The organism is Sinomonas sp. RB5 (assembly GCF_054063535.1).
This window is the reverse complement of record NZ_JBSSGJ010000010.1, coordinates 1-18,578: the sequence shown is the minus strand read 5'-3', so window position 1 is coordinate 18,578 and position 18,578 is coordinate 1. Positions and strand designations below refer to the sequence as shown.

General features: G+C 72.8%; 13 protein-coding genes. 7 read left to right on the top strand and 6 right to left on the bottom strand.

What is annotated here, in order from left to right; genetic code table 11:
• Positions 1-241: 241 nt before the first annotated feature.
• Positions 242-463 (top strand): DUF7455 domain-containing protein, encoded by a 222-nt coding sequence (locus ACVWWH_RS12570; RefSeq protein ID WP_066497481.1) that lies wholly within the window; start codon positions 242-244, stop codon positions 461-463.
• 129 nt (positions 464-592) lie between these two features.
• Here ACVWWH_RS12570 and ACVWWH_RS12565 read toward each other — a convergent pair whose 3' ends face one another.
• The 4 genes from ACVWWH_RS12565 to ACVWWH_RS12550 all read right to left on the bottom strand — a co-directional run bounded on the left by ACVWWH_RS12565 (position 593) and on the right by ACVWWH_RS12550 (position 6,014).
• Positions 593-1,885, bottom strand: a complete 1,293-nt coding sequence (locus ACVWWH_RS12565; RefSeq protein WP_066497479.1) for an RNA polymerase sigma factor — start codon at positions 1,883-1,885, stop codon at positions 593-595.
• A gap of 299 nt (positions 1,886-2,184) precedes the next feature.
• Positions 2,185-3,534, bottom strand: a complete 1,350-nt coding sequence (locus tag ACVWWH_RS12560) for a DUF4192 domain-containing protein (RefSeq protein WP_457316808.1) — start codon at positions 3,532-3,534, stop codon at positions 2,185-2,187.
• Between the two features lie 92 nt (positions 3,535-3,626).
• The gene (locus tag ACVWWH_RS12555) at positions 3,627-4,940 is read right to left on the bottom strand and encodes an MFS transporter (protein ID WP_457316807.1); all 1,314 of its coding nucleotides are present in this window, start codon (positions 4,938-4,940) and stop codon (positions 3,627-3,629) included.
• A gap of 9 nt (positions 4,941-4,949) precedes the next feature.
• Positions 4,950-6,014, bottom strand: coding sequence for a proteasome assembly chaperone family protein (locus ACVWWH_RS12550; protein ID WP_457316806.1), 1,065 nt, complete (start codon positions 6,012-6,014; stop codon positions 4,950-4,952).
• A gap of 210 nt (positions 6,015-6,224) precedes the next feature.
• On the opposite strand from ACVWWH_RS12550, the gene ACVWWH_RS12545 reads away from it, so the two are divergent.
• The 5 genes from ACVWWH_RS12545 (at position 6,225) to ACVWWH_RS12525 (ending at position 12,297) form a co-directional block, all read left to right on the top strand.
• A complete protein-coding gene (locus tag ACVWWH_RS12545) occupies positions 6,225-7,754 on the top strand; it encodes a leucyl aminopeptidase (protein WP_457316805.1) in 1,530 nt (509 codons plus the stop codon).
• A gap of 269 nt (positions 7,755-8,023) precedes the next feature.
• Positions 8,024-9,406 (top strand): dihydrolipoyl dehydrogenase, encoded by a 1,383-nt coding sequence (lpdA, locus tag ACVWWH_RS12540; RefSeq protein ID WP_457316804.1) that lies wholly within the window; start codon positions 8,024-8,026, stop codon positions 9,404-9,406.
• A gap of 51 nt (positions 9,407-9,457) precedes the next feature.
• The gene (gene sucB, locus ACVWWH_RS12535; protein WP_457316803.1) at positions 9,458-11,215 is read left to right on the top strand and encodes a 2-oxoglutarate dehydrogenase, E2 component, dihydrolipoamide succinyltransferase; all 1,758 of its coding nucleotides are present in this window, start codon (positions 9,458-9,460) and stop codon (positions 11,213-11,215) included.
• A 141-nt stretch (positions 11,216-11,356) separates the two neighbouring features.
• On the top strand, positions 11,357-11,737 hold the full coding sequence (locus tag ACVWWH_RS12530; protein ID WP_066497465.1) for a hypothetical protein: 381 nt from the start codon (positions 11,357-11,359) through the stop codon (positions 11,735-11,737).
• A gap of 131 nt (positions 11,738-11,868) precedes the next feature.
• Positions 11,869-12,297, top strand: a complete 429-nt coding sequence (locus tag ACVWWH_RS12525) for an OsmC family protein (protein ID WP_307114971.1) — start codon at positions 11,869-11,871, stop codon at positions 12,295-12,297.
• Positions 12,298-12,402: 105 nt separating this feature from the next.
• On the opposite strand, the gene ACVWWH_RS12520 is transcribed toward ACVWWH_RS12525, so the two are convergent.
• Together ACVWWH_RS12520 and ACVWWH_RS12515 are read right to left on the bottom strand one after the other, a co-directional pair.
• Entirely contained in the window at positions 12,403-15,945 is a 3,543-nt protein-coding gene (locus tag ACVWWH_RS12520; RefSeq protein ID WP_457316802.1) for a S41 family peptidase, read from the bottom strand.
• A gap of 76 nt (positions 15,946-16,021) precedes the next feature.
• Entirely contained in the window at positions 16,022-17,713 is a 1,692-nt protein-coding gene (locus ACVWWH_RS12515; RefSeq protein WP_457316801.1) for a protein kinase domain-containing protein, read from the bottom strand.
• Between the two features lie 113 nt (positions 17,714-17,826).
• Between ACVWWH_RS12515 and lipB the strand changes: the two genes are divergently transcribed.
• Entirely contained in the window at positions 17,827-18,507 is a 681-nt protein-coding gene (gene lipB / locus ACVWWH_RS12510) for a lipoyl(octanoyl) transferase LipB (protein WP_066497459.1), read from the top strand.
• Positions 18,508-18,578 lie beyond the last annotated feature (71 nt).

Genomic DNA, 18,578 nt, shown 5'->3' with positions numbered 1-18,578 from the left:
CGGACGGCGCCGGGGTGCCGCGCCGGAGGGCACGGCACAGGACAACCTTAGCGGCCGCGCCGCCGTGGGGCCGCCGGGACGCTCCGCGCGTGGCCTAACGGGTATCCGGAGCCGCCCCGGCGTTGCCGAACCGCAATACGCCCCGAGCGAAAGTTGCGCATTCTTGGCATCATCCGGCGCAGGCGGGGTGTTAGATGTAGTGACCGTGTAAGACCACCCGGTGAATGCTAAGGAGGCTGAGATGACTGCAGCACTTGCGGATCCCACCATGACTGCCATCGACCGCTGCGACCGCTGCGGCGCCCAGGCCTATGTGCGAGTGGTCCTCGAGACCTCAGGCGGCGAACTGCTCTTCTGCGCCCACCACGCGCGCGCCGTGGAGCCGACGCTTCGCCCGCTGGCCTCGGTGTGGCACGACGAGACGAACCGCCTGACGGACAAGGCGGCGCTGGCCGAAGACTGAGCCGTCCCCCGCGACGGGACGGCGAAGGCCGGCAGAGCGTGAGAGGGCCCGGACACCGATCGGTGTCCGGGCCCTCTCACGTCGTAGGCCGGTGGGCGGCCCCGGTTCCCCGGGACCGCCCACGTCGCGTCAGTCGAGGTAGTCGCGCAGCACCTGCGAGCGGGACGGGTGGCGCAGCTTCGACATGGTCTTCGACTCAATCTGCCGGATGCGCTCGCGCGTCACACCGTAGACCTTGCCGATCTCGTCGAGGGTCTTGGGCTGGCCATCGGTCAGGCCGAAGCGCATCGCGACGACGCCGGCCTCCCGCTCGGAGAGCGTGTCGAGGACGGAGTGCAGCTGCTCCTGCAGGAGCGTGAAGCTCACGGCGTCCGCGGGGACCACCGCCTCCGAGTCCTCGATGAGGTCGCCGAACTCCGAGTCGCCGTCCTCGCCCAGAGGCGTGTGCAGCGAGATGGGCTCGCGGCCGTACTTCTGGACCTCGACGACCTTCTCGGGGGTCATGTCGAGCTCCTTCGCAAGCTCTTCCGGAGTGGGCTCCCGTCCGAGGTCCTGGAGCATCTGGCGCTGGACACGGGCGAGCTTGTTGATGACCTCGACCATGTGCACCGGGATACGGATCGTGCGGGCCTGGTCGGCCATGGCGCGGGTGATGGCCTGGCGGATCCACCACGTCGCATAGGTCGAGAACTTGAAGCCCTTGGTGTAGTCGAACTTCTCGACGGCGCGGATGAGGCCGAGGTTGCCTTCCTGGATCAGGTCGAGGAAGAGCATGCCGCGGCCGGTGTAGCGCTTGGCGAGGGAGACGACGAGGCGGAGGTTGGCCTCGAGCAGGTGGTTCTTGGCGCGCTCGCCGTCGTGCACGATGCGCTCGAGGTCGTGGCGGTACTGGGCGTCGTAGTCCGAGCCCTCCTCCGCCAGCTTGTGCTTGGCGAAGAGGCCCGCCTCGATGCGCAGGGCCAGGTCGACCTCCTGCTCGGCGTTGAGGAGTGCGACCTTGCCGATCTGCTTGAGGTAGTCCTTCACGGGGTCGGCAGTGGCGCCGGCACTCGTGACCTGCTGGACCGGAGCGTCGTCCTCGTCGGCGTCCGAGATGACGATAGCGGTGCCCGTCGTCTTCTCCTCGGCCTCGGCGGCCTCGCTCTCGGCGACGATCTCGCCTTCGTCGGGCGCGGCCGAATCGAGGTCTTCCTCGACAGCCTCGTCCTCGGCGACGGCTTCGGTGGCCTGCGCGTCGGCGGCCTTCGCGCTGGCCTTGCCCTTGGCTGCAGGCGCAGCCGCCGTCTTCCGGGCGGGTGCCTTCGCCTTGGACGCGGCGGCCTTGGCCGAAGACCGCTTGGCCGGGCGCGCGGGCGCGCTCTTGGCCGAGCCGTTCTCCGCGATGGCCGTCTCGACGGTCTCATTCTCCGTGGGGGGCGTCACGATTACCTTCCTGCCGCAGTGCCAGTGATTGCCTGGAGGGCAACACCACTATGACCCTGTCAAGTCCGAAGAACAGCCGAGGCTGCCGCTCCGATCCGAAGGGTCTTATGATTACAACCCTTCCGCCACTGGATTCGTTCCCACATCGGCGAGATGAAAACAATGCTACGGAGCTCGGACCCAACCGGGTCTGCCGTCCATTCTCTCACGAAGAGGATGCATCGCCGACACGGCCGAAGGTCACAGGCGTCCGGGCCGCACGGCACCCGCCGCAGGCACGCCGGTTGCGGCGGGGCGGTCTAGGCAGCCTCGCGGTGCCAGGCGGTATCACGGCTGCGCGCCCAGCCGGCGAGTTCGCCCTGCTCGACCAGGCCGCGCAGCAGGAGTGCCAAGCGGTAGCCAGGATCGGTGGACAGCGCCCGCTCGAGGAACGCGAGGCACCGACCGCCGCGGCCCCTCGCCCACTGCACCCAGGCGAGGACGGCGAGTGCGGGGGCACGCAGCTCAGGCTCCTCCATCTGGGCCACTCCGAGTGCGACACGCTCCAGCCGGGCGATCCGGTCCCAGGCGGGCGCCGCTGACGTGCAGCCCATGAGGATCAGCCCGAACTCGCGGGACGAGCCCGGCAGCGCACTGGCGCCCCGGACCGCCTCTGCGTCGGGCCCGGCGGAGGGCACGGACCCGCGCTCCCCCGCACGCGGGCCCTCGGACCAGGAGTCCAGCGCCGCCGGGGCCTCGGCGGCCGGGACGCCGCCGGGCAGCGCTGGCGGTACCGCCTGTATCTGCTCCGCCCTGAGCCCCTGGGTGGCGGCGGTTCCCCGCCAGGCAGTGCCAGCGTCCGCCGCGGAGGCGACGAGGACGGCATCCCTGAGGGCGGGCCGCATGAGCGTGGCCGCGAGGAGCCGGACCCGCGCCGGGTCCGGGACGCGGGGTTCGGACAGGACCTCGTCCCAGGCCGCGAGTGCCGCCGTGAACACGAGAGGATCCCACCACCGGCCGGGGTCCTCGACGTAGGCCTCCAGCGCAGCGGCCACCGCTGCCGGGGGCGGCTCGGGGCGCGCGGCCTCGGGAAGCCCGGCCCCGTAGGAGCTGCCGCGGTAGACCATCTCCGCCCCGATCCTGCCGGTCCTGAGGGCCTCGACGCTTTCCCCGGGCCACGGGCAGCAGGCGGTGTCGGCGCAGGTCACTGTGCGCCAGCGCTCGGGCCCCACGACCCAGGCCTCGAGCACCGGGACGCCGGCCTCGGCCAGTCGCGCAGCCACAGCATCCATGACCTCGCGGTGCGGCGGCGACTGCGGAACGGTCCACGCCGACCGCGTGTAGAGGGCAAGGACGGCGCCGACCAGGGCATCGTGCGTGAGGTAGTCCGCCACCGTGTCCGAGAAGCGGCGCAGCGCGGCAGGGCGGACTGGCGCGCCCTTCGGCCGCGCCGGGAGGTCGATGCGCAGGGTGGGCCCGAGGCGGCCGTCTCCGAGGCCCACCGCGACGAGGCTCTCCTCGGGCCACTCGCCCAGCGCATGCGGGACGTACGCGAGGATGTCCTCGGCGGAACGGATGGTGATGGGATCCGCCGGCGCGCCCGTGGCATCCCGGATGCCTTCGGTGTCGCGGCGCGCGGGCTGCCCAACGGGGTGCTGGATGTCGTCCATGCAGCCAGTCTCTTCAGACGCCGCCCGGTGGGGGCACCCCCGATGTGCGCTATGTGGACGAAATGCCCGGCTGCGCCGCTGGGGAGGAGGAGTCAGCGGCGTCTGCGCGCCCTGTAGTCCGCCCAGAGCTCCCTCAGGAGCGGGACGCGCACGTTCTGGGCGGCGAGCGCCCGACGCACCTTGCGGCGGACCCGGACCAGGGCAAAGGCGCCTGCTCCGAGCACGAGGAGCTGGACCGCCAGGGCCACGCGGAACGCGTCGAGGCTGTACACCCCCTGCGGCGACAGGCCCAGAGCGTGCTGGAGGTCGAGCAGGTAGCCCACGAGGAACATCGTCAGCAGCGCCGCGACGAAGCCGCCGATGTTCACGATCCCGGTCGCCGTGCCGAGCCGGTGCGACGGATTGAACGTCCTGGCGAAGTCGAATCCGATCATCGAGGCGGGGCCGCCGAGGGCCAGGACTGCGACGAGGACGGCCATGAGCCACAGCGGCGCGCGGCCCGGAACCACGAGCACCGCCGTCCACGCCAGCGCCGTCAGCGTGGAGATGCCGAGCACGAGCGTGGACCTCCGCAGCGGGTGCCGCGCGACGAACCGGCCCATGGGCGGCCCGGCCAGGATCGCCACGGCCACGAAGAAGGACATGAGCCCGGCGGCGACGGTGGAGTCGAATCCCTGGCCGGCGACCATGAACGGGAAGCCCCACATGAGGGCGAAGACGTTCCCGCTGAACTGGACGGTGAAGTGGCTCCACATCCCGAGGCGGGTCCCCGGCTGGCGCCACGCGGCGGCGAGCAGGGCGCGCGTGCCCTCCGGGCTCTCGCTCTGCGCCGCCGACGCGCCGGCAGGCGCGTTGCGCAGGAGCGCGAGTACCAGCACGATCACCACGAGGGACAGCGCGGCCAGGGTCATGAAGGCCTGGGACCAGCCGGCGGCGTGCAGGAGCGCGAGGAACGGGATGACGCTCACGAGCTGGCCGAGCTGGCCGATCACGCCCGTGAGCTGGCTCATGAGCGGGGCGCGGCGCCCATCGAACCACAGCGGCACGAGTCTTAGCACGGAGACGAAGGTCATGGCGTCGCCCATGCCCACGAGCATGCGGCCGATGATCCCTGTGACCGTCGTCTCGGCGACGGCGATCTGCAGCTGGCCCAGCGCCATGAAGACCGCCCCGGCCGAGACCATGATGCGACTGCCGAAGCGGTCCACGAGCAGCCCGACGGGGATCTGGAGCGAGGCGTAGACCACGAGCTGGAGCACCGTGAAGGCCGAGAGCACCGCGCCGCCCACGTGGAAGCGTTCTGCGGCCTCGAGGCCGACGACGCCGAACGAGGTGCGCTGGAGCACCGCCACCAGGTAGCCGAAGACTCCGATTCCCCAGACCACGTAGGCGCGCCAGCTGTTCACCCCATGATCCTAGTGCGGGGGCTCCTCCCCCTCCGCGCGCGGCGCGCCATCCGGCGTCTGCGGCGGCCCATCGGCGGCAGGCGGCTCCGCGCCGTCGTCCGTTTCCCCATCACCGCGGGAGGCGCCGCCGCCGTCGGCGTCCTCCTCGCCGTGGGCGGCGAGGTAGGCCTCGACCGCGGCGCCGAGGTCCTCGGCGGTGGGCAGTTCGTCGGCAGGGCCCGCGAGGAGGGAACGGCGCGGGACGTCGGCCGTGTGGTCGTCGAAGCGCTCCTCGAGCCCGGCCACCAGCTCGCGGATCTCCGCGGACGCCGCGACCTGTTCGGCCACCTGCCGCTCGACCTCCCGTGACGCCTCGCGGAGGCGGTCGCTCGGGAGCATGAGCGAGGCAGCGGCGCCGAGGTGCTCGAGGCCGGTCACGGCGGCGGCCGGGTACTCCGCCTCGGCGAGGTAGTGCGGCACATGGACGACGAACCCGGTGACATCGTGCCCCGCCTCGATGAGCCGGATCTCCACGAGGTGTCCGACTGCCCCCGGGAACTCGACGACCGGCTTCCAGCGCGAGATGCCCTCGACGAGCTCCGGCCGGTTGCCGTGCACCGTCACCCCGAGCGGACGGGTGTGCGGCACCGGCATCGGGATGGCGTGGACCCAGAGGGTCTGGCACACCTCGAGCTGCTCGACGAGGCCGACGACGGCGCGCGCGAACCGCTCCCACTGCAGGTCCGGCTCGGGACCGGCGAGGAGGAGGTAGGGGCGCCCGAGGCCGTCCTGGAGCCGGTAGAGCGCGAGCGCCGGGGCGTCGTAGTCCTCAAGGTGGTCCTCGACGAAGCGGATGCGGGGGCGGCGCGAGCGGTAGTCGAGCAGCTGGTCGACGTCGAAGGCCGCGAGCGCCCCGGCCCCCTGGACGCTGATGAGCTCGTCGATGATCTGGCGCACGGCGTGCCCCGCGTCCGCGAAGCCGGTGAAGCCCATGATGAGCGGCAGGCCGCGGATGCCCTCGTCACCGCTGAGCTCGAGGGCAGCGGTGTACAGGCCTGCGGGGTCCTGCAGGGGCCCAGTCGCGGGGTCGATCACGGTGGCAGTCCTTCCTAGGCATTCATCGGTCCAACACTCGGGGGCGTTCCATCATTCCACCTCGGCGTGGGCCGGGGTGGACCCCTGCGCCGTGCCGCATCGGCCGGACGGTGCCGCGCTACTACGATCGGGAGCACGTGAAGCAACCGCACCACACCCGCCGGCGCAGACACGCGGCAGCGTGAGCCGTGCAGAATCGAGGCAGCCACAGTGTTCAGCAACAGCGAAGTCGCCCTCCGGGCCGTGTCCAAGGACCTGCGCAAGACCCCCAGCGACGTCCTGGTGGTGGGAGTCGCGCAGGGCGCGGACGGGCCGGTCCTCCTCGACAACCCCCTGAGCGCGCGCAACGCCGAGGCGGTGTCCTCCACCCTCGCCGCCCTCGGCGTCACGGGCGCCGCGGACCAGCTCCACCGGCTGCCCGGGCTGCCGGAGCTCGGTTCGCACGTGCTCGCCCTGGCCGGCGTGGGCAAGGTCGCGCCGGGCGCTGCCCCGAGCGCGGAGCAGCTGCGGCGGGCCGCCGGCTCGGCGGTGCGCCAGCTCGCCGGCAACGGGACCGTGGTCCTGGCCCTGCCGGCGGCGACCGCTGCGGACCTCGCCGCCGTCGCCGAGGGCGCTGCCCTCGGCGCCTACTCCTACACGGAGCACAAGTCGGCCCCTGCCGCCGCCGGCAAGGACAACGTGCGCACCGCGATCGTCTACAGCCCGCTTGCCGGGACCGCAGAGGCGGACGCCGCACTAGCACGCGCGGCGGTGCTCGGGGCCTCCGTCAACGCCACGCGCACGCTCGTCAACATGCCCCCGAGCCAGCTCTACCCCGAGGCCTTCGCGGAGGCGGCCAAGGACCTCGCGAAGGGCCTGCCCGTCAAGGTCACCGTCTTCGACGAGAAGCGGCTCGCGAAGGACGGGTTCGGCGGCATCCTCGCCGTCGGACAGGGGTCGGCCCGGCCGCCGCGCCTCGTCAAGGTCGAGTACGTGCCCTCCCGCCCCTCCGGAGCGCGCGCCGTCCACCTCGTCGGCAAGGGCATCACCTTCGACTCGGGCGGGATCTCGATCAAGCCCGCGGCCAACATGGACCAGATGAAGAGCGACATGGCCGGGGCCGCCACGGTCCTGAACGCGACCCTCGCGGCGGCGCGCCTGGGCCTGCCCGTGAAGGTGACCGCATGGCTGTGTGTGGCGGAGAACATGCCCTCGGGCAGCGCGCAGCGGCCCTCCGACGTCATCACGATCCGCGGGGGTACCACCGTCGAGGTGCTCAACACCGACGCCGAGGGCCGGCTCGTCATGGCCGACGGCCTCGTCGCAGCGTGCGAGGAGAACCCCGACGCCGTCATCGACGTCGCCACGCTCACCGGGGCGGCGCTCGTGGCGCTCGGCACGCGCACCGCCGGCGTGATGGGCGACGACGAGGTGACCCGGCCGCTGCTCGACGCCGCCGCAGCGGCGGGTGAGGCCGCATGGCCCATGCCGCTGCCCGAGGAACTGCGGGCGGGTCTGGACTCCGCGACGGCGGACATCGCCAATGTCGGCGAGCGGCCCGGCGGGATGCTGACGGCCGCCATCTTCCTGAAGGAGTTCGTGGGCAAGCGCCCGGACGGCAGCACCGTGCCGTGGGCACACCTCGACATCGCGGGGCCGGCCTTCAACACCGGCTCGCCCTACGGGCACACCCCGAAGCAGGGCACCGGATCCACGGTCCGCACGCTCGTGGAGTACCTCGAGTCGGCCGGCCGTCCGTGAGGATGCGGCCGCCCGGAGCCGGGCGCGGCTTCCGGGCGGCCGCATCGCATCCCTCAAAATTTCATGAAGTGGAATTGAAAGTCCATGGTGCGAAAGTGCTAGAGTTCCCGTGACTCTTGACACAAGGCCGGGACAAACGTTCCGCGAAGGTGGAGCATAGTCGGTCGGGGATATAGGGTTTCCCTGATACCGGGCCTGCGCGGACCGCCGCAGGCAACTGTCACATCCGACGGCGGAACACGCCGTCCACAAGGCGAGGGAGCGTCCACGTGGCCGAAGCGGCAACTGCGCACGAATTCGACATCTTGATCCTCGGCGGCGGAAGTGGCGGCTACGCCGCGGCGCTCCGGGCCTCGGAGCTCGGCTTCTCGGTCGGACTCGTCGAGAAGGGCAAGCTGGGCGGCACGTGCCTGCACAACGGCTGCATCCCGACCAAGGCCCTCCTGCACTCGGCCGAGCTGGCCGACCACGCCCGCGACGCCGCCAAGTACGGCGTGAACGTGACGCTGGACAGCATCGACATGAACGCCGTGAACGCCTACAAGGGCGGCATCATCGCCGGCAAGTTCAAGGGCCTCACGGGCCTCATCAAGTCCAAGGGCATCACCGTCATCGAGGGCGAGGGCCGCCTGACCGGCCCGAGCACCGTGACCGTGGCGGGCACCGACTACACGGGCAAGAACATCATCCTCGCGACGGGCTCCTACTCCCGCAGCCTCCCGGGCCTCGAGATCGGCGGCCGGGTCATCACGTCCGACCAGGCGCTCGAGCTCGACTACGTGCCCAACAGCGTGATCGTCCTCGGCGGCGGCGTCATCGGCGTCGAGTTCGCCTCGGTCTGGAAGTCCTTCGGCGTCGACGTCACGATCGTGGAGGGCCTGCCCTCGCTCGTCCCGAACGAGGACGCCGCAATCGTCAAGCAGCTCGAGCGTGCCTTCAAGAAGCGCGGCATCAAGTTCAGCACCGGCACGTTCTTCCAGGGCGTCGAGCAGGACGAGAACGGCGTCAAGGTCACGCTCGTGGACGGGAAGACGTTCGAGGCGGACCTGCTCCTCGTCGCGGTGGGCCGGGGCCCCGTAACCGCGAACCTGGGCTTCGAAGAGGCCGGCATCACGATCGACCGCGGCTTCGTCATCACCAACGAGCGCCTGCACACCGGTGTCGGGAACGTCTACGCGGTCGGCGACATCGTCCCGGGCGTCCAGCTCGCGCACCGCGGCTTCCAGCAGGGCATCTTCGTGGCCGAGGAGATCGCCGGCCTCAACCCCGTCGTCGTCGAGGACGTCAACATCCCTAAGGTCACCTACTGCGACCCCGAGATCGCCACGGTCGGCTACACGGAGAAGGCCGCCAAGGAGAAGTTCGGCGAGGACCAGGTCCAGACCCAGGAGTACAACCTCGCGGGCAACGGCAAGAGCTCGATCCTGGGCACGTCCGGCATCATCAAGGTCGTCCGCCAGAAGGAAGGCCCGATCGTCGGCGTCCACATGATCGGCGCCCGCATGGGCGAGCAGATCGGCGAGGCCCAGCTCATCGTCAACTGGGAGGCCTACCCGGAGGACGTGGCCCAGTTCATCCACGCCCACCCGACGCAGAACGAGGCGCTCGGCGAGGCCCACCTGGCTCTGGCCGGCAAGCCGCTGCACGGCTGAGCCGACCCCGACACCATTCGCACGCAGAAGAATTTAGGAGCACGGGGACCCATGTCTGAATCCGTCAACCTTCCCGCCCTCGGTGAGAGCGTCACCGAAGGCACCGTCACCCGCTGGCTGAAGCAGGTCGGCGACCGCGTCGAGATCGACGAGCCCCTCGTCGAGGTGTCCACCGACAAGGTCGACACCGAGATCCCTTCGCCGGTCGCTGGCATCCTCGAGCAGATCCTCGTCGCCGAGGACGAGACCGCCGAGGTCGGCTCCCCGCTGGCGGTGATCGGCGACGGCGCGTCCTCGCCGGACGACTCCGGTGCGCCCGCCGCCCAGGAGGCCGAGCAGGCTCCGGCACCCGCCGCCGAGCCCGAGCAGGCCTCCGCCCCCGAGCCCGAGCCTGCCGCCGCCCCGGAGCCCGCTGCCGCGTCCGGCGGTGCACCGGCCGAGGGGCACGAGGTGGCCCTCCCCGCCCTCGGCGAGAGCGTCACCGAAGGCACGGTGACCCGCTGGCTCAAGGCCGTCGGCGAGACCGTGGAGGTCGATGAGCCGCTGCTCGAGGTCTCCACCGACAAGGTCGACACCGAGGTTCCCTCCCCCGTCGCCGGCACCCTGCTCGAGATCCGCGTCTCCGAGGACGAGACGGCCGAGGTCGGTGCCGTGCTCGCGGTCATCGGCTCCGGCGCCCCGGCCCAGGCCGCGCCCGCTCCGCAGGCAGCCCCCGAGCCCGCGGCTGCTCCGGCGGCCGAGGCTCCCGCAGCCGCGGCGCCCGCGGCGCCTGCAGCCGCTCCTGCCGCGGCACCGGCTCCCGCCGCCGCTCCGGCAGCGGCTCCTGCCCCCGCCGCTCCCGCAGCCCCTGCCCAGGGCGGCGAGTCGGGCTACGTGACCCCGCTCGTGCGCAAGCTCGCGAACCAGCACGGGATCGATGTGACCTCCCTGACCGGCACGGGCGTCGGCGGACGCATCCGGAAGCAGGACGTCCTCGCCGCGGTCGAGGCGAAGAACGCCGCTGCTGCCCCCGCCCCCGCGGCGGCCCCGAGCGCCCCCGCGGCCCCGGCCGCCGGCGGCGCAGCAGCCAACGGTGCCGCGTCCTCGCTGCGCGGGACCACGGAGAAGGCCCCGCGGATCCGCCAGGTCATCGCCCGCCGCATGCGCGAGTCCCTGGACACCTCGACCCAGCTCACGCAGGTGCACGAGGTCGACATGACGAAGATCGCCAAGCTCCGCGACCGCGCCAAGGCCCAGTTCCAGGCCCAGAACGGCGTCAAGCTGACCTTCCTCCCGTTCATCGCGAAGGCCGTGGCCGAGGCGCTCAAGCAGCACCCCAAGCTCAACGCGGAGTACAACGAGGAGACCCAGCAGATCACGTACCACAACGCGGAGCACCTCGCGATCGCGGTGGACACGGACAAGGGCCTCCTCGTCCCGGTGATCAACAACGCCGGTGACCTCAACCTCGCCGGCCTGGCCGGGCGCATCGCCGACGTCGCTGCGCGCACGCGCAACAACAAGATCGGCCCCGACGAGCTCTCGGGCGGTACGTTCAGCATCACCAACATCGGCTCCGTCGGTGCCCTGTTCGATACGCCGATCATCAACCAGCCGCAGGTCGCGATCCTCGGCACGGGCGCGATCGTCAAGCGTCCGTGGGTGTCCCAGAACGCCGAGGGCGACGACGTCATCTCGATCCGCTCGATGATGTACCTCTCGCTCACCTACGACCACCGCCTCGTCGACGGGGCGGACGCGGGCCGCTTCCTCCAGACGCTGCGCGCGCGGCTCGAGGAGGGTTCGTTCGAGGCCGACCTCGGCCTCTGAGACGCCTCTGAGGCAGAGCGCACGACGGCGCCCGCTCCCGTTTCCGGGGACGGGCGCCGTCCGCGTTTCGTTACCCACTTGGGACGCGAACGGGGCATCATCCTGCGCAGGCGGCACCGGGCGCGCCACTAGACTCAGTCCATGACTGTCGTCCTGAGCATTGTCGTCTTCCTGCACGTCGTCGGTGCAGCCATGATCGTTGGCCCGTGGATCGCCAACATGAAGAACCCCACGGTCGGCCCGCGGCAGTTCGACGGCGCAATGACCCAGCTTGCCACCGGCATCATCCTGGTCGGGCTCATCACGGTCCTGTCCAAGCAGGCCGACAGCGGCGTCCAGCCGCTCGACACGAACCTGTACATCAAGCTGACGGTGAAGTTCGTCATCGCCGTCGTCGTCGGCGCCCTGGCCTTCGTAGGCAACCGCCGCCGCAAGGCCGGCGAGAAGGTCTCCCCGGGACTCGCCCACGGCGTCGGCGGCCTCGCACTGCTCAACATCGCCATCGCCACGATCTGGCAGTAGCCTCCACTGCCCACTCGGCCCCGCACCCCGGTCACATCCCGGGAGGCGGGGCCCTCTTGTGCCTAGGATGGGCGAGGACGGCGCACTCGACCGGCTGCGCCGCGGCACACCGACCATGGCAAGGAGCACACATGCCTACGATCCGCACCGCACACACCGTCTGGGAGGGCAACCTCTTCGAGGGCAAGGGGCAGACCACCCTCGACACCTCGGGCCTCGGCACGTACGACGTGACGTGGAAGGCCCGCAGCGAGGACGCGAACGGCAAGACCAGCCCGGAGGAGCTCCTCGCGGCAGCGCACTCGGCCTGCTACTCCATGGCCTTCAGCAACGAGCTCGACGGCGCGGGCTTCAAGGCCGAGCGCATCGAGACCTCCTCCGCGGTCGGCTTCGAGCCCGGCAAGGGCGTCACGGGCAGCGAGCTCACCGTGACCGCCAAGATCCCGGGGATCTCCGAGGACCAGTTCCAGCAGATCGCGGAGAAGGCCAAGGTCGGCTGCCCCGTGAGCCAGGCGCTCTCGGGGATCACCATCACCCTCAAGGCCACCCTCGAGTCCTGATCCACCCTGGTCCTGGACGCGGAGTGCCCCGCGCCCCGGACTGCAAAAGGGCCCCTCCCCGCACGGGGAGGGGCCCTTCCTGCGTCCGCGCCGGATCCGGGCGGCTCAGCCCTGGTAGGCCGGCACCGACGCTGCCTCGCGGTCCTGCGGGCGCGGGGGCAGCGGCGCGGGGCGCACCGAGCGGTAGCCTTCCCGGGCCGGGGGCCGCTGGGTGGGGATCTCGACCAGCATCTCCTTGAGCACGCCGATGCCGTGTTCGAGCTGGGGGTCGATCCCGGCCGCGTACGCGTGCGGCGGGTAGGCGACCTCGATGTCCGGCGCGACGCCGAAGTTCTCGACGCCCCATCCGATGCCGCCCTCGAACCAGGTCGCGTAGCGCGGCTGGGTCACGGCCGTCCCGTCGGCGAGCTTGAACCGGTTGTCGATGCCGATCACCCCGCCCCAGGTCCTCGTCCCGACCACGGGACCGATGCCGCGCAGCTTGCCCACGGCCGTGATGATGTCGCCGTCTGAGCCGGCGAACTCGTCCGCGAGGATCACCACCGGGCCCCGCGGCGCGTGCCGCGGGTACGTCCGGGGCTGCTCCCCGCGCGGGACGCTCCAGCCGGTCACGCGCCGGCCGATCAGCTCGGCCACGAGCTGGGAGGTGTGGCCGCCGCGGTTGCGGCGCACGTCGACCACGAGGGCGTCCAGCGCCGTCTCGGTGTCGAGGTCGCGGTGCAGCTGCGCCCAGCCGCGCGCCCCCATGTCCGGCACGTGGAGGTACCCGAAGCGGCCCTCGGAGGCCTCGCGGACGAGCCGCCGGTTCGCCTGGACCCAGTCCTGGTACCGCAGCCGCTCCTCGTCGCGGAGGGGCACGACGGCGATCCGCCGGGTGCGGCCCGAGGCGTCGCCGTGGGCCGCACCGTTGAGCATCGTCAGCTCGACGACCTTGCCGGCCGCGCCGGCCAGCGCGGTCGCCGGCCCGAAGTCGGGTCCGAGCCGGACGCCGTCGACCGCGAGCAGGCGGTCGCCGGGGCGGACGCCCGCGCCGGGCGCGGCGAGGGGGGAGGCGGCGAGCGGGTCGGAGGACTCGTTGGCGAGGACGCGGCGGACCACCCAGCCGCCGTCGAAGTCGAACTCCGCCCCGAGCCGCCCCTGGCCCCCGGCCCCCTGCTCGCTGACCGCCGGGGGCGTGACGTACGCGTGCGAGGTGCCGAGCTCGCCGTGGAGCTCCCAGATGAGGTCGACGAGGTCGTCGTGCGAGCCGAGCCTGTCCACGATCGGGCGGTAGCGGTCCCGGACCTCGTCCCAGTCCGCTCCGGCCATGTCCGGGGCCCAGAAGAAGTCGCGCTGGAGCCGCCAGGCCTCCTCGAACGCCTGGGACCAGACAGCACCGGGCTCGAGCCGCACCCGGATGCGCTCGAGGTCCACGGTGACGTGCTCGGCGTGGCCGTCCTCGGCCGGCTTGTCGCTCGGCACGCTGTGGACGGTCCGGTCCCGCACGTACACGATCCTCGTGCCGTCGCCGCTGAGCCGGTACGACTCCAGCGCCCCCACGAGCGTGCTCTCGTTCCCGGTGAGGAGGTCGAAGCGCTGCAGCGTCGGCGGAGCGTCCTTGTCCTCGGGCTTGGCCCTGCCCTCGCCCGTGGCGCCCGTGAGGTCGCGGGAGAGCCACAGCAGGGAGTCCTTCGCCGCCGCGAGGTGCGAGTAGTTGCCCTGCCGCACCGGGAGCGCGGTGACGCGGTGGCGGATGCCGTCGAGGTCGACGCGGACCTCGGCGGGCGCCGAGGGCGAGCCCTCGGACGACGGCGGGGCGGCGCCGTCGTCCGCACCGGCGCGGGCGCTGTCCGCGAAGTCCGCCACGCGGGGACCGAACGGGCTCGCCGTGGCCGCCGACAGGGGGACGATGTACGGCTTGATCGGGCTCGGGAACGACAGGTCGAACGAGTGGCCGTCGTAGACCGGGTCGAAGCTGCGTCCGGAGAGGAACGCGAGGTACTTCCCGTCCGGCGTGAACGCCGGCGACGCGTCCTGGAAGCGGCCGTCGGTGACGTCGGCCACGCGGCCGGTCGCACGCTCGGCGAGGCGGACCTTGGACCGCGATCCGAACGCGGTGACGGGCTCGATCCAGGCGAGCCACCGGGAGTCGGGGCTCCAGGCCAGCTGCTCGACCGTGCCCTCCCCCACGCTGCTGAGCGTCGTGGCTGTGCCTTGGGCGACATCGACGAGGTGGACATCGCCGAACGCCGTGCCGACCGCGATGAACTTCGCGTCGGGGCTGGGCACCACTTCGACCGGCCGGTGCGCGGAGGGCAGGGGGATGCGGGCCAGGCGCGGCAGGGTGTCGCCGTCCTCCGCCGCGGCCGAGGCCGTGCGCTGGGCCGGGACGGCGTAGGAGCGCGGCGCCCGGGGACCTGCGGGAGCGCCGGAGGCCGGTGCGGCCGTCGGCGTCCCCGCGAGCGCGGAGACCGGCCGCGGCAGGCCGTCGGAGGAGGCCTGGGCGTCGGCGCCCTCGCCGGCGCTGCCGGCGTCCTCGACGAGCGCGGCGCCGCCCTCGGCGGGTGCTGCCGCCGTGCCCAGTCCTCCGAGGCGCCGGACGAACAGCCCCTCCTCGCCCTCGTGGTCAGCGACGAACACGACGGCGCCGGATCCCAGCGGGCGGGCGAGCCGAGCGCGCACCCCTGGGGTGGCCTCGACGACGTGCGAGGGGCCGTCGCGGTGCGTGAGCCAGTGGACCGTGCCGTGGGACTCGACGACGCTGGCGCGCCCGTCGGGGGCCGGCACGACCTCGCCGAGGTGGCGCCCGACGGCGAGCGGGCGGCTCCGGCGGGAGGTCGAGGCCGAGGCGAGGGCGATCTCCAACCGGCGCGGCTCGGCGTCGAGCGAGTCGAGGATCCACAGCTCGCCGGCGCTGTCGAAGACGATCCTGCGTCCGTCGGTGCTCGCGTGGCGGACGTAGAAGCGGTCGGAGTCGGTGTGCCGGCGCAGGTCGACGCCCGCCCGGTCGACCGAGTACAGGTTGCCCACGCCCTCGTGGTCGGAGACGAACGCGATGCGCTCCCCCACCCACAGCGGATCCGCGAGGTTGCCGTCGAGGTCGGCGAGGAGGCGGCGGAACTCCCCGCCGCCGTCGGGATCGATCCAGAGCTTTCCGGCCGCCCCGCCGCGGTACCGCTTCCAGTGGGCGGGCTCGCGTGTCAGGACGCTCCCGACGACGACGGGACGGTCGTCGCCGACCCGCGGGCCGAACGCGACCGAGTCGACGGGCCCGTAGGGGAGCTCCTCGAGCCAGCCGCCGTCGAGCGGCATCGTGTAGGCGTGGGTGTGGCGCGAATCGGGCTGGTTGTGGGCGCTCGTGACGATGACCCGGCCGCCGGGCTCGAAGCCCCTGACCCTGGTGGTGGCGTGGCCGAACCAGCTCAGCTGCCGGAAGCCGCCGCCGTCGACCTCGGCCGAGACGACCTCGGGGGCGCTGCCCTGCACGACCGTCCACACGACCTTGCTCCCATCGGGGGCGAAACGGGGGTTGCGTGCGGGCAGCCCGAGCGAGGAGAGACGCCAGGCGCGTCCTCCGGCGACGGGGGCGAGCCAGACGTCGTCCTCGGCGACGAACGCCACGAGGTCCCCGTGCACGTGGGGATAGCGGAAGTAGCTGGAGCCAGTCATCCTCCGATCATATTCACCGGCCGCGGCCCCTTCCGGGCCGGCCACACCGGTGCCGGGGAGTGTGACGCACGCCGCATCAGTCAGGACCGATGCGCGCGACCTTCCACTGCTGGCCCTCCCGCTGCACGAGCACCTTCAGCTCTTCGTCCCGCCCGGTGGGCCGCTCCCCCACCGTCGCCCCGGCCCGGTCCTTGACGGTGTACCCGGTGGTGACCACGCGGACCCGCACGACGGCGGTGCGGGAGCCTGCGGCCGGGTCCCCGCCGCCGGGGTCGAGCGACGCTTCGAGGACGCGCGCGCTGAAGCCCTCGAGCCGCTGGCCGTCGGCGAGGAGCCGGTCGAGGAGGTCCCGGTCTGCTGCGGCCGCCTCGGAGCCGGCGGCGTTGACGGCGGAGAGCATGCCGCGGTCGCGGCCGGCGATGGCCCGCGCCCGGATGTCCGAGAGGGCCTGGACGGCCTGCACCGGGTCGGCGGCGGCCGCGCCGCGCCGCAGCTGCTCGGGCAGGGAGTCCCATCCCTCCTCCGCGGCAGCCCCGCCCGCGTCGGCCATCGGCGGGCCCGGAGTCTGCGATGTCTGGGGGACGCTCCACCAGGCCGCGGCGAGGGCCGCGACGACAAGCCCGGCGGCAGCCCACCGTGCAGTGGCCCCGCGAGGGCGCCACCCCGCGGGCAGACTCCGGGGCACGCGGGGCGGCCGCCCGGGCCGGCTGCGGGCAGGCGCGGCGTGGGATCCGCGGGAGCGCCAGGACCGCGGCCGCGGAGGGCGGCGGGAAGGGAGGCCCAGGACCGGGCGCCGGGCCGGCGGCTCCTGGCGCCGGGTGAGCAGTTCGGGGAGCACCGCGGAGTCGACGGCGGGAGCAAGGTCGACCGGCGCTGCCCGGGCGCTGCGCATCACCGAGCGGGCGAGTTCCTCGGCCGAGGGGCGCTGCCGCGGGTCGTCGCGCAGCGCGGCCTCGATCGCGGCCGCGAGCTCGGCCGGGACGTCGCCGACGATCAGGGACAGGGGCGGGCGCTGATCCGTCGGGACCGGCGGCTCGCCCGTGAGGGTGTACCAGGCGAGGGCCCCGAGGGCGAAGACGTCCGCCGCGGCGGCGAACGGGACCGAGGCCGCCCCGGGTCCGTCCTCCGCCCCGACGCCGTCTGCCTCAGTCCGGGCCACGGACGGGGCAGCGAAGCCAGCCGTGCCGCCCGGGCCGGCGCCCGCGTCGCCGACCATCCGGCCGAGCCCGAAGTCCGCCAGCATCGGCCTGCCCTCGGCCGTGAAGAGGACGTTCCCGGGCGAGACGTCGCCGTGCGCGGTACCGTCCGCGTGGAGCGCGGCCAGCGCCCGGGCCACGGGGACGACGACGGTGATGCACTCCCCCACCGGCAGGCGCCCCCGCACGCGCACGAGGTGGCCCAGGGAGCCGCCGGCGGCGTACTCACTCAGCAGCGCGACCGCGCCGCCCTCCGCCCCGCCGGCGGCGAGGGCCCGGTGGATGCCGAGGACGTGGTCGTGGGGCCGCGCCCGGGAGATCCGCGCCTCCCTCTGCGCCCGCGCGAGGACCTCGTCGGCGCGCAGGGCCACTGAGGGGATGACGAGCTTCGCCGCGAACAGGCGCCCGGTGCCGGCCTCACGGACGAGCCAGACGGTGCCGGAGGCGCCGCGGCCGATCGCCCGCACGGCCTCGTAGCCGGGCAGGGCCGGCGGCTGCTCGGCGGCGGACGGTGCCGTCGCTGCGTCGGCGGCGGACGGGAGGTCCGCCCCGGAGGGGCTGGGTGCGTCCATGGCCTCATGTCTACCGCAGATCGGACGAGGGCCTCAGAAGTTATCCACAGGCCGGTGCGAGCCTCGTCACAGTGCCCGGCGCCGGGGCGCCCCCGAGGGCTAAGCTGGACTCCATGACTCTTGCGTTCACCCGGCTGGGGTTCGCGCCGGACTACGTCGACTACACCGACGGCCTGGCCGCCCAGCGCAAGCTCCACGAGGACGTGGCGGCGGGTACCGCCCCCAGCACCGTCCTCCTCCTCGAGCACGCCCCGGTCTACACGGCCGGGAAGCGCACCGAGGACCATGAGCGGCCGCTCGACGGCACCCCCGTCGTGCCGGTCGACCGCGGCGGGAAGCTCACGTGGCACGGCCCCGGCCAGCTCGTGGGCTACCCCATCGTGAGGCTCGCGGAGCCTCGCGGCATCCGCGCCTACGTGGAACTGCTCGAGGACGTGATGATCACCGTCATCTCGGAATACGGCATCAAGGCCGAGCACGTGGACGGCCGCTCGGGCGTGTGGGTGCGTGCGGACGAGCGCGGCGGCGACCGCAAGATCGCCGCCATCGGCATCAGTGTGCACGACGGCGTCACGGGCCACGGCTTCGCGATCAACTGCAGCAACAGCCTCGACCCGTACGCCCAGATCATCGCGTGCGGCATCACGGACGCCGGCACCACCACCATCTCGGCCGAGTGCGGCCGCGAGGTCGGCCCGCTGGACATCGTCGACCGGATCACCGAGGAGCTCTCCCGCCGCGCCGGCGAGTTCGTCGCCCTCGATGCCGCGACCACGGAAGGAGTCCTGGCATGACGATCGCCCCCGAGGGCCGGCGGATGCTGCGGATCGAGCAGCGCAACGCGGCCGTGCCGGTCGAGCGCAAG